The organism is Thermodesulfobacteriota bacterium, from assembly GCA_034189135.1.
Taxonomy (GTDB): domain Bacteria; phylum Desulfobacterota; class Desulfobacteria; order Desulfobacterales; family JAUWMJ01; genus JAUWMJ01.
The window spans coordinates 1-14,447 of sequence record JAXHVO010000116.1 but is presented as its reverse complement, the minus strand read 5'-3'; the positions used below and the strand labels follow the sequence as shown (position 1 = coordinate 14,447).

14 protein-coding genes are annotated in these 14,447 nt (G+C 44.5%); 10 read left to right on the top strand and 4 right to left on the bottom strand.

Translation table 11 applies throughout. From position 1 onward, the window contains the following. Positions 1–164 precede the first annotated feature (164 nt). The 3 genes from SWH54_16900 to SWH54_16890 all read left to right on the top strand — a co-directional run bounded on the left by SWH54_16900 (position 165) and on the right by SWH54_16890 (position 2,772). Positions 165–407, top strand: a complete 243-nt coding sequence (locus tag SWH54_16900) for a GIY-YIG nuclease family protein (GenBank protein ID MDY6792945.1) — start codon at positions 165–167, stop codon at positions 405–407. Positions 408–866: 459 nt separating this feature from the next. Then, positions 867–1,919, top strand: a complete 1,053-nt coding sequence (locus SWH54_16895) for a type IV toxin-antitoxin system AbiEi family antitoxin (GenBank protein ID MDY6792944.1) — start codon at positions 867–869, stop codon at positions 1,917–1,919. Then, positions 1,912–2,772 (top strand): nucleotidyl transferase AbiEii/AbiGii toxin family protein, encoded by an 861-nt coding sequence (locus SWH54_16890; GenBank protein ID MDY6792943.1) that lies wholly within the window; start codon positions 1,912–1,914, stop codon positions 2,770–2,772. The genes SWH54_16895 and SWH54_16890 overlap by 8 nt, the downstream gene beginning before the upstream one ends. A gap of 266 nt (positions 2,773–3,038) precedes the next feature. On the opposite strand, the gene SWH54_16885 is transcribed toward SWH54_16890, so the two are convergent. After that, entirely contained in the window at positions 3,039–4,550 is a 1,512-nt protein-coding gene (locus tag SWH54_16885; protein ID MDY6792942.1) for a response regulator, read from the bottom strand. 242 nt (positions 4,551–4,792) lie between these two features. On the opposite strand from SWH54_16885, the gene SWH54_16880 reads away from it, so the two are divergent. The 6 genes from SWH54_16880 (at position 4,793) to SWH54_16855 (ending at position 10,572) form a co-directional block, all read left to right on the top strand. Continuing rightward, positions 4,793–5,323: a sulfite exporter TauE/SafE family protein gene (locus tag SWH54_16880; GenBank protein ID MDY6792941.1), complete on the top strand. Its 531-nt coding sequence runs from the start codon at positions 4,793–4,795 to the stop codon at positions 5,321–5,323. A gap of 129 nt (positions 5,324–5,452) precedes the next feature. Then, entirely contained in the window at positions 5,453–6,445 is a 993-nt protein-coding gene (locus SWH54_16875; GenBank protein ID MDY6792940.1) for a D-glycerate dehydrogenase, read from the top strand. Between the two features lie 500 nt (positions 6,446–6,945). Continuing rightward, positions 6,946–8,343, top strand: coding sequence for a pyridoxal-dependent decarboxylase (locus tag SWH54_16870; GenBank protein MDY6792939.1), 1,398 nt, complete (start codon positions 6,946–6,948; stop codon positions 8,341–8,343). A gap of 40 nt (positions 8,344–8,383) precedes the next feature. Continuing rightward, on the top strand, positions 8,384–9,241 hold the full coding sequence (locus SWH54_16865) for a methylated-DNA--[protein]-cysteine S-methyltransferase (protein ID MDY6792938.1): 858 nt from the start codon (positions 8,384–8,386) through the stop codon (positions 9,239–9,241). 347 nt (positions 9,242–9,588) lie between these two features. Then, positions 9,589–10,041 (top strand): MarR family transcriptional regulator, encoded by a 453-nt coding sequence (locus SWH54_16860; protein ID MDY6792937.1) that lies wholly within the window; start codon positions 9,589–9,591, stop codon positions 10,039–10,041. Between the two features lie 30 nt (positions 10,042–10,071). Continuing rightward, positions 10,072–10,572: a hypothetical protein gene (locus SWH54_16855; protein MDY6792936.1), complete on the top strand. Its 501-nt coding sequence runs from the start codon at positions 10,072–10,074 to the stop codon at positions 10,570–10,572. Positions 10,573–10,702: 130 nt separating this feature from the next. Here SWH54_16855 and SWH54_16850 read toward each other — a convergent pair whose 3' ends face one another. The 3 genes from SWH54_16850 to SWH54_16840 form a co-directional block, all read right to left on the bottom strand. Beyond that, positions 10,703–10,891, bottom strand: a complete 189-nt coding sequence (locus tag SWH54_16850) for a hypothetical protein (protein ID MDY6792935.1) — start codon at positions 10,889–10,891, stop codon at positions 10,703–10,705. 38 nt (positions 10,892–10,929) lie between these two features. Further along, positions 10,930–11,706 carry an enoyl-CoA hydratase/isomerase family protein gene (locus SWH54_16845; protein ID MDY6792934.1) on the bottom strand — a complete coding sequence of 259 codons (777 nt, stop codon included), beginning with the start codon at positions 11,704–11,706 and terminating at the stop codon, positions 10,930–10,932. Positions 11,707–12,078: 372 nt separating this feature from the next. Beyond that, the gene (locus SWH54_16840) at positions 12,079–12,924 is read right to left on the bottom strand and encodes a helix-turn-helix transcriptional regulator (GenBank protein MDY6792933.1); all 846 of its coding nucleotides are present in this window, start codon (positions 12,922–12,924) and stop codon (positions 12,079–12,081) included. A 37-nt stretch (positions 12,925–12,961) separates the two neighbouring features. Between SWH54_16840 and SWH54_16835 the strand changes: the two genes are divergently transcribed. Beyond that, complete coding sequence (locus SWH54_16835) at positions 12,962–14,164, top strand: MFS transporter (protein ID MDY6792932.1); 1,203 nt, start codon at positions 12,962–12,964, stop codon at positions 14,162–14,164. The last annotated feature ends 283 nt before the right edge of the window (positions 14,165–14,447 follow it).

The following is a 14,447-nucleotide window of genomic DNA, read 5'->3' as shown; positions in this document are numbered from 1 at the left end:
CCTCCACCAGCCTTCGCCATGGCTTCGGCTGGCGAGCCAACATTTGAAAAACAAAGATTCTGGCTACAGTATAGCATCGTATAAAATTAAAGGCGAAAGCTGCCCGCCGTAGCTTTAGCAAAGGAGGGCTTTTAAAATAAAGATTTCATTAAGTTGTGTATCTAATGTATTTTGTTTACCTCATTCAGAGTATTCACTTTCCGGATCAAAAATATATCGGTCTTACTTCGAACCTAAATAATCGAATTCAAGCCCACAATGATGGTCGGTCACCCCACACTTCCAAATTCAAGCCTTGGAAACTTGTCACCTATTTAGTCTTCTCGGAAAAATCAAAGGCTACCGCTTTTGAATCCTATCTTAAATCAGGTTCAGGGCGAGCCTTCGCCAACAAACGCCTTTGGTAATAGGGTCATACCCTCGCCTGCCAATTTTCTAATCTCCACATCAATTTAATCAGACACAGATATTTTTCTTAATAATTTTCCTGAAATTATATATTTTCTTTATCAAGAAAATATATAGGAATAGGAAAATGCCAAAAAAAAGAAATGTTTGATCAGCTCCGACAAGAAATGGGGGATGTTCGTGCAGAATGTACATTGTCTATGTAACCTCTGCACGAACTTCCCCCATTACGCTCTCCTATCTGCCCAATAAACCAGGGTTAATGAGATAGTTGAGTCTTTTGAGGAATCACAGGAAGTCGAGTTGTAGATCTCAATCCTGCTATCGTAAATTGCTTAAAATCATGAACTTGTCAAAGCTTGCAAGTTTATGGATTTAAACAAGCTGGAGAACAATAAACTTGTCTAAATATACAGACTTGACAAATTATTCAAGCTGCGCTATTTAGTCAAGTCATTATGGATTCAACCGAAAAACAGGCAATCACAAAAGCCCCGGGGATTCTGGCGAATTTGTTTGAACTGCCGGAAAAAACCGTGGTCGTTGTTTCCCAAGAAAGCGATTCTGGTTTGAATTTTCTTCTGAAAGTAGCTGGTTACAATTTCCAGGTGGAATGTAAAAGCTCATCGTCCAGAGCGCCACTGCTTATGGCAATACGCCAAATTGCGGGGTTCAGAACCTCTTTTGATAAGAATGACATCCCGTTGATTGTCGTACCCTATATGGTAAGATCCGGAATGGATCTCTGCAAAGAGCATGGTGTGTCCTGGATCGATCTATCAGGAAACGCTCATATCAAAGCTCCAGGTCTTTTGATTCATATCGAAGGCCGGCCAAACAAATTTAAAAAAGCCGGCCGGCCGGCCAACGTGTTTGCACCTAAAGGTGCCCGAATCGTGCGGCGGTTGCTTATTGATCCGAAACAAGGCCACAACCAGCGAGAGCTTTCGCAAATCACGGGTTTGGACGAAGGATATACCAGCAGGATAGTCCGAAGACTGGAGGAGCTCCATCTGATAGATAGAGATGATAAAGGGGCTTTGAAACCGTCAAATCCGGATGAGCTTCTTGAGGCCTGGCTTGAGGCTTACGATTTTTCAAAGCATCAGATCATCAAAGGACACGTTGCCGCTCGATCGGGAGAGGAACTGCTCAAGAAAATGACCCGGATCCTTTCCGACCAAAAAGTCGATTACGCCGCAACTGGACTGGCCGGCGCCTGGCAATACACCCACTTTGCCAATTTCCGACTGGTCACCCTATTCTTGGCTGATTCGCCCGGGGAAAACTTTTTTGACCAGCTCCATTTTAGGGAGGATGATCGCGGCGCAAACACTTGGATAGTCGTTCCCAACGATAAAGGTGTTTTCCATGGATCGTCGGATCAGGCAGGTATTGTCTGTGTACACCCGGCACAAGTATATCTTGATCTCAAGGGACATCCTGAACGGGCGAAAGAGGCCGCTTCGATGGTTCGCCAGGAACGACTAAAATGGAGGAGGGATGCCTGAAAAACTTTTATTCGCTAACGATTACACGAAAGAAAATGTAGAGTTAGTGCGTCAAACTTGCCTTTACGTCTCCACAAAACTCGGAGATCTGTTGGATGATCTCGTGGTCGTTGGTGGCCTGGTACCCTCGCTTTTAATTCCGGATGAATCCCTTCCTGCAGCTGAAGATGTCCATATCGGGACCATGGATTTGGATCTTGGCCTTTCTTTGGCGATCCTCGACAGGAAACGATATGAGGATCTTACTCAAAGGCTTCACCGATCGGGTTTTGAGCCAGATGAAAACGAGGAGGGTAATATTACATTTCAAAGATGGAAGGTTCTCACCTCCTCTGGTTTGAAGGTGACTGTGGATTTTCTGATTCCACCAAGCCTTGATACTGACAAGGGAGGCGATCTACGCCACATTGAAAAGGATCTTGCTGCCGTTATAACCCCAGGCCTTCGTTTGGCGTTTCAAGATAAAAAGAAAGTCCCTTTGAAAGGTGTCACATTGATGGGTGAAAAGGCTGAGCGTGAAATATGGGTGTGTGGTCCTGGTGCCTTTATTATACTGAAAGCTCTGGCATTTCATCAAAGAGGTGAAAATAAAGACGCGTATGATCTTTATTTTGTGATTCGAAATTATGGTAGTGGAATTGATGAGGTCTGCGAATGCCTCAACCCATTATTGAAGGAGGCAGAAACAAAAAAGGCGCTTGAAATCTTGACCCGCGACTTTGTTGATCCGGATAGTCTTGGGCCGAGCCGTGTTGCACAGTTTCAATACAATGAGCCAAACCCGGATCTCCAGGCGGATGTCGCTGGATATATTCGTGAACTGCTGGATAAGTGCTCGAAAGTTGGATCGTAGATTAACGAATATTCGGTAAACATTCGGCAAACCGTTGCAAACCCTTGTGACTGTAAGGATTAACGTAGGTTCGACTCCCGCTGCCTCCACCAGCCTTCGCCAAGGCTTCGGCTGGCGAGCCAACATTATAAATTGTTCGAATTCAATATGTTATGTTGATTTCGCTTTTTAATTTGGTATCGCACCGGTTTTCCCTCTAATTTTCAATATACTGAATTTACATCAAATAATATATAGGTCGTCGGGATCGGGTCCGGCAGCGAGTTTCAGGCGGACGTTGTCGGCGTGCGGCTGTTGGTCTGGAAGTGCTGCAAGGCTTCAGCAATGGCGACCGAGATTGGCTTTAGGATCTTTTCGTCTTCGGCATCGAAGTCGCCTTCGATCTTATTGAGCACTTCGACGACACCGACAATCCTCCCATGCGATAGCAAGGGGGTGCAGAGGGCCGATCGGATTATATGGTCCGTCTGAGGGTGGATTTCGCGATAAAACCGGGATAATTTTTTGGCATCATTGAGCATGATCGCCTTGCCCATAGCCACGCCACGACCAGCGATCCCTTGGCCGACTTTAAACTGCACCTTCTCCATTGATCGAGCCTTCGCATCGGATGCCATGGCGATTTTGATTTGTTCATTTTCTCTCAAATACAAGTTGGCAGCCTCAACGTTCAGAATGGTGCGTATCCTTTCCAAGGCGAATTTGAGCATTTTACCCATTTCGTTAGACGATACCCCACGGGCCATTGCAATCTGCTGCACGGTTTTCTGGGCAATCTTCTTCTTGGACAAATTTCCGCTCAAAGGAGTACGGTTGGGCGGGATTGAGGTATCTCCTTCACCTTCAGTGGTTGCCGAAGTAACCTTTTCTTTCTCGGATGTGTTGCGTTGTTTTTCCGGTTTACTTGACTCGTTGAACACGTCAAGAATATCCGTCACTTCACGTGAAAACGTATCTTCTTCTCCAGCAGGTAATGCACTCTCAAAGTCGTCATCGGTTTCCAGAGTTTCCTGAACGAACTTTGACGTGACTGTCGTCTCGGTTTTTGCCGCACTTTTGGGAGCTGTTTCGTCAGGTGCATCCGGCTGCGATTTCATAGCTATTTCCGTCTCGTCTACTCTACGCATACTCTCCATGACCACCGCCATCGTTTTCTTTTTGATGCGTTTCTTTATTTTATTGGTGGGAAGCTCTTTCAGGGAAAGCTGCACTTTTTTCCATCCGATGACCTTGTATGCGGCATCTTCACCGGAAAGGTCACCACACGTGGCATCGTAAAGATCTCCCTTGACGATGTAAAGCAGCCCCTTGGTCTGACCTGCACTCTGCACTTCCAGCAAGCATGTTTTGTGCTCCACTTCGATAAGCTGGAGGAAACCGCTGGTGGATATGCCTCTAATGGAGCCGGATGGGTGGTCTTGGAGTTCTTGCATGACGACTTCCAGCAACAGGTCGAAATCCACCGCTTTGTCCAAAACCCTTATGGCTCCGATGGCATCAAGTTTTAACTGTATCTCGGGATTGCTGTAAGCGGTGTTGACAATGACCGGGATGGAAGGAAAGTTGTTGCTCATGTAAATCAGCAATTTGAAGCCATCCATCACCGGCATTTTGAGATCGGTGACAACTATGTTTATTTTTTGAGTTTCTAATATCTTTATCGCTTCTTTGCCGTTCAGGGCGGTAAATACCGTAAAACGGCCGCGACAGTTTTTGAACCGGCTGGCGATAATCAACAACAACGATTCTTCGTCATCTACGATCAATATATTTTTCATTATTTCTCTGATTCCTGGTTATCTTTCACCGATCATTTTCCACATATCGATAAAAATATCAACTCAAAATATTTTGTGTTATTCTCTCCAGATATCCATTACATTTCTAACTTCATCCCATATGTATCCCCACTAATTTTCAATATACTGAATTTACAATAAACAATATATAGGTCGCCGGGTTCGACTCCTGTCGCACCACCAGCCTTCATCCATGAACTAAAAATCAAAATTCAGGAGCTTTGGAAGGCAGGGGTATCCTTTTCGGCATCTCCGGGGCCCTGGGTACCTTCGTTGGTGCTTTTATCGCTTCCCATTTGCCGGGAAAAATGCTAACTGTGGCATTCGGCATCGCCATCATTCTCGGTGCTCTGCGGATGCTCACCGCCAAGCCGCCTAAAATCGATGAAGAACCCAGCGACAGCCTGACCGTTTTCATCCTGCGGGGTCTTCCCCTGGGGGTTGTCTCCGGCATTATCGGGATCGGTGGCGGTGTCTTGATAATCCCTATCATGGTGTTCTTCCTCAAATTTGAGATACACCAGGCGGTAGGCACCTCAACAGCTCTAATGATCTTCACCGCTATGGGGGGCGCACTTTCCTATGGGATCAATGGTCTGTGTATCGAAGGGCTGCCGCCATATTCGACGGGATATCTGAACTGGTACCAGTGGATTATTTTGGCAGGAGTCAGCACCCCCTGGGCCGGGTGGGAGCCAACACGGCCCATTTTCTGCCGGCCAAACAGCTCAAATATCTCTTTATCATCGTAATGTTTTATATGGGGCTTAAAATGTGCGAGGTATTTGCCTGGTTGCATTTACTGTTTTAGCACCAGACCATAATCACTGTTTGTACAGAAAATGAAACTTAGATTTCGATCGAGTTCTGGAGGTAAAAAAATGGAACGAAAAAAAATATTAGTGAGCCGGCTGTTTCCCGAAGTTGGGCTGGATCTGCTGGAACAAGAGGGATTTGAACTGACCCGCTGGTCCGAGGACAGACCTATGACTCCGGCGGAGTTGGTTGACAATTGCCAGGGACATCAGGCCCTGTTTTGTACCGTCACCGAAGCCATTGATCGCAAATTTCTGGAGCAATGCCGTCATCTGGATATCATTTCCCAGTTTGCCGTGGGATATGACAATATTGATGTGAACTATGCCACAAGCCTTGGAATTCCCATCGGGAATACCCCGGATGTCATGACCGAGGCTACGGCCGATATTGCTTTTGGACTGATGATTGCTACAGCCCGGAAGATGTTTTTCAACCATAAACTCATTTCAAATGGAGAATGGGGATATTTCAGACCAAAGGGACATCTGGGAATGGAACTAGCAGGTAAAACCCTGGGCGTTTTTGGCATGGGACGGATTGGAATGGCAATGGCCCGACGGTGCCGGGGTGCTTATAACATGAATATTCTCTACTGCAGCAGAAGCTCTTATCCTAAAGCTGAAAAAAACCTGGGTGCCCGTAAAGTGGAACTTAAAGATTTACTGGGCCAAAGTGATGTCGTCTCGGTTCACTGCCCCCTGACCCCTGAAACCTATGGAATTTTTGACGAGGCTGCATTTAAACAAATGAAATCCTCTGCCATTTTCATCAATACGGCCCGGGGCCCGGTCCACAACCAAGTCGACCTCATTGCAGCCCTTGCGTCCGGAGAAATCCGGGGCGCAGGCCTGGATGTCACCGACCCGGAGCCCATGGACAGAAACAATCCCCTGCTGTCCATGGAAAATGCCTGCGTGCTGCCCCATATCGGTTCAGCCACCCGGGAAGCCAGGAACGGCATGTCCAGGCTGGCCGCTGAAAATATCATTGAATTCTACCAGACCGGGTCTGTCCCCCATGTGGTCAACCCCCAGGTGTTGCGCCGCCAGCCCTGAAAAAGGTTGAACCTGGCTATAGATCATCATATCGAAGCTGATGGAATCTAAATCGGCTGCGTTCAAACTATAAGACCTAAAAACTGAGCATCTCGACCATAATGTGGCGGTAATGACTGATTCATACCGACCGCAGAATATTGGCAACAGTCCACACTGTCATTTGACAGTCGCAGTTAATGTAGTTGCCCCAGAGCCAAGCCCACGGCGACAGCGGTAACGATCAAGGACGTTGTCTTCTGAATTTCCCACAAGCGCCCTAAAGAGGCTATCAGGTTCCGGTTCAGTGTATTGCCTAATGCTTTCATATTCCCCCCTAATTTTCTGTTTTGTTGTCTATCAGATGGGGTCCTGCTTTTTCCTTGATTATTAAACATTAATTGGGTTCATAGGCGACCCGAATATTGCTGAATTATTGAGCAAGATTCGGGTGGCAAATTTTATTTTACGTACTAATATGATGAATATATAAAAACATTTTCTGAAACGGGAGGTTCGTAATGGAAGATAAATATTCAGTATTGGACATTGCTTTGACAGAGGCAAAAAAATGGGTTAGCGAAATTGATGACAGACCTGTTAGATCGAAATTAACATTTGATGAACTAGAGGAAAAAATCAAGTTCCCTTTGAATAATTCGAGCATACCAGCCGAAGATGTAGTTAAGCATATTATTGATTCTGCCAAGGATGGTCTACTGGGATGTGCTGGTGGAAGATTTTTTGCCTGGGTAATTGGAGGTTCACTTCCTTCTGCATTGGCATCAGACTGGCTTGTCAGTAGCTGGGATCAAAATTCCGCACTTTATGCCTGTAGTCCTGCTACAAGTATAATTGAAGAGACAGCAGGTGAATGGATATTGGAATTACTTGATTTGCCGAGAGAGAGTTCCTTCGCGTTTACCACCGGTTGTCAGCTTGCGCATTTTACCTGTCTATCAGCAGCAAGAAACAAGGTATTAAAAAACGTCGGGTGGTCTGTTTCCCAAGATGGGCTTTTTGGCGCTCCCCCAATTAAGGTGTTTACCAGTCAGCATCGACATGGGTCCGTCGACCGTGCGATACGCTATCTTGGACTTGGAAACAAATCGCTTCAAGCAATTAATACGAATGACCAGGGTGAAATACTCGTTTCAGAGTTTGAAAGCTCTTTGCAGGAATTCGAAGGACCTAAAATAGTCGTTTTAGATGCTGCTGATCTAAATATCGCAGCTTTTGATTCATTCTCTGAGCTTATTCCCATCGCACGACAGCATGGTGCTTGGATTCATGTTGATGGTGCTTTCGGTCTTTTTGCTCGTGCGAATCCAAACAAAAAGGATCTTACAAAAGGTATCGAACTGGCTGATAGTTGGGCAACCGATGCCCATAAATGGCTTAATGTTCCTTTCGATTGTGGGATAGCGATTGTTAAGGATAAGGACTCTCACCGAGAGGCGATGACAATACAAGCATCTTATATTGCTTCTGATAAGATAGCCAGAGATCAAATTGATTGGAATCCGGAATGGTCACGCAGAGCGCGAGGAGTCCCTGTTTATGCCGCTTTAAGAGAACTTGGGAAAGAAGGCGTTTCTGACTTAGTAGCAAGAACCTGTAAGTTTTGTGAAATGATAATTGAAAAAATAGGAGAGCTGCCTGGTGCTGAAATCATATGGAAGTCAAAACTAAATCAGGGGCTGCTAAGATTTCGTGATTTAAAACAGAATGCAGGTGAAATAGATCATGATACTCAGACACAAAAAATTATTGATGCCGTTAATGATTCTGGAGTCGCATTTTTCTCACCAACTACCTGGGAGAATCGACTGGCAATGCGCGTAAGTGTTGTAAATTGGCGAACAAACGAAAGTGATGTAAAGAAAACGGTAGAAATATTTCACAAATTGTTATCTTAAATGCTGAAATTTTAAAGTTTCGCGATTGAAAGGGGTTGGAATGCATTCATACGATTATTCCCAGCAATCAGACGATTACAAAAGAATCGAAAAGGCCATTCAGTATTTAGAAGCCAATTTTAAATCCCAACCGACATTGGAAAAAATTGCAGAAAGTGTTCATCTTAGCAAATATCATTTTGATCGTATGTTTAAACGGTGGGCAGGAATAAGTCCGATCCAATTCATGCAGTTTATGACCCTCGACTACACCAAAGAACGACTGGCCGAGTCAAAGAGTATCCTTGAAACAGCCTTGGACGCGGGTCTGTCAGGGCCCAGTCGCCTTCATGATTTATTCGTTACCTTTGAAGCGATGACGCCTGGCGAATTTAAGAAACAGGGGGCAGGACTGGAAATATTTTATGATTTCTGTGACTCTCCATTCGGCGACTGCCTGATTGCCACCACAGAACGAGGCATTTGTCATCTTGGATTTGTAAAAGGGGATAAACGGTCCGAAGCGTTGAACCAGCTTTTTGAAACGTGGCCTGGAGCCGTATTCACTGAAAGCCACAAACCCATCAATTTAATTGCGAAGGATATATTCAGATATGATCGGAATAAAAATCCAGGCCCGTTTAATTTACACCTTAAGGGTACAAACTTTCAAATAAATGTATGGAAAGCTCTATTGAGCATCCCCGAAGGATGGGTGGTAAGCTACCAAGATATTGCCTCTCATATAGGACACCCCAAAGCATTTCGGGCGGTTGCGAACGCCATTGCCATCAATCCCGTTGCTTATCTAATTCCTTGCCATAGGGTGATTGCTAAATCTGGAAAAATCCATCAATATCGTTGGGGATCTGCGAGAAAGAAGGCTTTGATTGGATGGGAAGCCGCGAGATCGGCATAAAATCCATTCATGTATCTAATGTCCATTTGCTTGCCCGAAAGATGCTAAGGCGAGGACTACGAACATCATTCCTTGGTGGATTATATACCGGGCAAACTGTGGACTGTTGGCAATAGTCCTTGGTCTCGATGTCCCGGCTGTGTAATGTGTTTATTCAGACTCATAATCACCAGCATTTTATTGTCGTTTTAATCTTCCAGTCCTGCAAATAGATTTGGTTAGTATCATCATGGAAGACTCATTAGTCCCCGCTCCATTTTTCCCGGAAAACTTGACAAAAATAAAATTTTCAACTTATTGTTACCTTAATAACGTTATTATAGTAACATATAATTTATGGAGATCACATGAAAAAAATTTCGAAGGTTTTTCCGCTCGATAATTCACCTGGATATATAATAAATAGTTTGGCAAGAGAAATGAATGTTTGCCTTTACCGTTCTTTCCGTGAAAAAGGATTTGAAATTACGGCTCAACAATGGGCTGTTTTGAATCGGTTATGGGAGATGGAGGGATTACACCAGAGTAAACTTGCTCAGAAAACAACGAAAAACAGACATAATATGACTATGATTATTAAACAATTAGAAGTTAAAGGTTTCATTGAAAAAAGATCGGATACCCAAGACAAGAGACTGCAGCGAGTATATCTAACGAAAAGGGGTAAAGATTTAAGAAAAAAGCTAATACCAATTGCCATCGATACTATTGAAAAGCTTTTTAGAGGCGTAAACCCTAAAGATATGGTGGCTATTAGGAGAATACACAAAACAATTACTCACAACCTTAAAACCATATGACAGCGCAAATTGCGATAAGAGGAAAACGAAATGAAAAAAATGAGTGCAAAGGGGCAAAAATGGTTAAAGGGGATTCACATTCTTTGTGCTTGCATGTGGGTAGGTGCAGCCATAATTCTTAGTTTAATGAATCCGTTTTTAAAAGCCACAGATGGAATGCAACTTTATGGGATAGACGTGTCAATGAAATTCATTGATGATTTTATCATAATTCCCGGAGCAAATGGTGCACTTTTAACTGGGTTAGTATATTCCATGTTCACAGGCTGGGGGTGGTTCAAACATAAGTGGATTATTGTTAAATGGTGCATTACCATATTTGGGGTTATTTTTGGGACTTTTTGGTTGGGCCCTTGGGTTAACGCCTTAGGTCCAATCTCAAAAGCTCAAGGGCTATCCGCATTGGCAGACCCAAGTTATCTTCATAATAGACACATGGTTTTGTATTGGGGAACCTTTCAACTTTCAACACTTGTTCTGGCCTTATTTTTATCGGTTCTTAAACCCTGGAAAAAGAGAAAGAAGATTTAATAGTGATCGTAAATGAGGTAGATTACGACCATTAGTGCACAGTGTATAATGAACCGGGTTGACCGTGAAATATTGGCAATATTCCGCAGTCCAAAGAGTTGCCGCCTATGTGAAAGTGTTCGATTGATCGTCAGACTGAACCGTGATGGCTTTCGATATTCCGGCTTCGGATCTTATGACAAAGTTCATTGCGCTTGCCGCTGGACTGCAGGATGATGTTGTCCGGATCCATTAAGGTACCCAACGCAGACCACGTTTCGCCAAGCCGGTCCTGCCAGGTTTCACTGTTATATAAATCATACACAGATAATTCGCTCATTTAGAATTCCTTATAACAGTTCAGATTGAATGTTGTAATTATCGATCTTTCCAAACTGGCTTGCGTTTTTCCAGGAAGGCTTTCACTCCTTCTTCGGCATCTTCGGTAGCACACAAGGCAGCAAACAGGTCATCCATGGCATTCAAGCTGTCATGGTATGTATGATCATACAGCCTGTTTAGTCCTTCTTTTCCGATTTTTAGTGAAGATGGGCTTTTCGAAGCCAACTCTTCGGCCAGTTTCATGGTTTCCGCTTCCAGATCTTGCAAAGGAACCACGTTATTCACCAGGCCAAGCTTTTCGGCTTCATCCGCTTTGATCACATTCCCGCTCAATATCATTTCCATGGCTTTCTTTTTGCCGACTATTTCAATCATGGGAACCGCAGGCCCCAGACAGATCAAACCCACATTAATGGCCGTTGTCCCATAAGTGGCGGAATCTGCTGAAACCGTCATATCACAGGCATACGCAAGGCCTGCTCCATTGGCCAAACAATACCCCTGTACCGATGCAATCGTTACCGTCTTCATGTCTGCCAGCGTGTGGTAGAACTCGTCAATCTGATACAGGAAATCACGGTATTGTTTATGGGATTTTTCCTTAAACTGGTCCAGTTGAATTCCGGTACAGAAATGCTTTCCATTGGCTTTTACCACTACCACTTTAACTTCAGGATCATTTTCCAGATCCGTCAAAGCCTGTGCCAGCTGATTGGCAAAAGGCACTGTAAAAGTATTCATTTCATCAGGTCGATTTAAGGTCACCAACCCGATATGGCCTTGTTTTTCTCTAAGAACTAAATTTTCCATCATTTCCTCCTTGTTTAATATTATAGTAATTGCCATAAATATCTTCCGTTTTAAACGATGAAAAACTCGTATATAAGAGATGATAAAGAAAGAACAGACTGACTATATTACTAAAGTTTTGCTATGAGAACTATTTTAATAAATTGACCATATTCCATCATAGTTCTTTCTTAACCATCTCTAATACACTCAGACAGTTTCCTCATTTAAAACGGAACATATTTATGGCAAACAGTATAGTGGGTTCCGAAATTAACAGCGTCCGCCTGACGCAGACAGAATCGAGCAATACCATCTGCGGTGTGCGTTATTTCAGTTTCGACGGAATATAGTGAGATTTTGGCAATAGTCCCCTGGTATATTGAGGCTACTGATTCACTCAGTGAAATATTGCCCCGGTGTTTTACCCAGCGCTTTTTTAAACATGGAAATAAAAGCACTCGGGCTATCGTATCCAAGATCGATGGCTACCGTTGTGACCGGTTCTTTCATGCCCAGTCGTTTTAGCGCTTCCAGGATCCTAATCTGTTGCCGCCACTGGCCAAAACTCATTCCTGTTTCCAAGCGAAAGTGCCGGGCTAATGTTCGTCCGGTGGCGCCCACTATTTTCCCCCAATCCTCCAATGTCCGATTATTCCCTGGATTACTGGAAAGGCGTTTGTATATCTTCTTTAACCTGGCATCTTCCGGGATGGGAAGTTCCAACGGGGCAATTCTCATACTTCGGATTTGATCCAGTATCACCATCAGCAACCGTTCTTCCGGTCCCCCTAATGGATAAAGCCTCGGCAGACTTATAGCATGCAGTATAAGTTCTTTCAGCAAAGGAGGTACGGCGAGCACGCAGCAGCCAGCAGATGGGCCGGCGAAAAAGGTCGGATCAATATATAAAGTTCGCATGGACAAACGGCCGAATATCTCAATTTGATGACGGGTATGGGCCGGTATCCATACGGCTCGGAGCGGTGGGACCACCCAAATACCCTTATGGGTTTTGACAGTCATCACCCCTGATGACGCGTACAATAACTGCGCTCGCGAGTGTCGGTGGTAAGGGATCAAATGTCCGGGCGGAAACTCTTTGGCCATCGCAACGATGGGCCGGTGAACACCGACAATATCCTCTACCGGGTCTGGAGATGTAGATTTTGTCCTTTTTGAGGTATATTTTGTCTCCATAGCGCAAGTAAGATAACATCTTTTTAGGCTATGATCAATCATAAATGAAGTTGCCATAAAACGAAATAAGGAGTCAACCATGAAGTATCGACCTATCGGGGTACTATCTGTCGGACATTTGGTCACCGACATTAACCAGGGCGCATTACCCGCCATGCTTCCGTTTTTTATTGCGGCATATGATCTTTCCTATGCAGCCGCAGCAGGGATCGTGTTTGCCGCTAACATGACATCAAGTATCGTCCAGCCACTGTTTGGTCATGCAGCAGATCGATTTTCCAAACCATGGCTATTATCTGTAGGTCTGATACTGGCAGGCATGGGTCTTGCTTTATGCGGAATGTTTCAGAGTTACCACTGGATCATGTTCCTGGCTATCGTCAGTGGGATAGGCATTGCAGCATACCACCCGGAGGCGGCGCGACTGGTCAATTTTGCAGCCGGAACCAGGAAGGGAACCGCCATGAGCCTTTTTGGCGTCGGAGGCACCATAGGTTTTGCCATCGGTCCAGTGATAGTAACCACAGCCCTGCTTCAGTGGGGATTAAAAGGAACCTTGGTCCTTATCGTACCTGTCTCCATAATGGCTTTAGTTATGGCAAGTCAATTTTCAGCATTTGAATCTCTGGAAACAAGGAGAAGCCGGGACCGGAGTGTATCGGACACTGAGGATTTCAAAGATAACTGGGGTGCATTTTCACGGCTAACCATTACCATCATCGGGCGTTCGATTATTTTTTACGGTTTAAATACCTTTATTCCGATCTATTGGATCAATGCCTTGAATCAGTCAAAAGCAGCAGGAGCCATGGCACTGACCATTTTTGCAGGCTCCGGGATACTGGGCAATCTGTTAGGCGGCAATTTGGCCGACCGAATAGGACAAAAAAAAGTGATGTTGCTTGGATTTTTCGGCCTGACGTTATTGCTGCCGATGTTAATTATGACGAACACCGCACAGGTAGCAATGCTGTTATTGATCCCTATCGGATTAATGCTCTATGGGACTTACAGTCCGTCAATCGTATTGGGTCAAAACTATCTCCCCAATCGTGTCGGGCTGTCATCAGGTGTGACTCTCGGTGTTGCTGTTGCGATTGGAGGTGGAGCCGCCCCAGTTATAGGAAGGATAGCCGATCTTTATGGAATCTGGTTTTCACTGGTCTCAATCGCCTTTTTACCAATATTTTTCTGTGCAATCGTATTGAGTTTGCCCAATCCTCAAAGAAGGATTTCAAAAGATGCCCACAGAAAGCCTCTACCGGCAACGCAAAAAGCTTAATTTTGATGGATGTGAAACGACAGTTTTTTCTGATGGGAGCATAATTATCAATACTGCGCGGAAAGATCTCTTGTGTTTGGATTATTCCGAAATACTAATTCTGCTTCAGCAAGCGAAAGTGCTTCGCGACATAAAACCCAAATGATCTTGCGATCGAAGTCGTCTAGTAATACGTTTCATTAATACTTTTACATATTAGCTTGCGGTAAATCGAATTTCTTCCAGCAATGTACAACGGGCTCAGTATTGATTTCTTCAATTCCCTTGAGGATTCTTTCTTTGA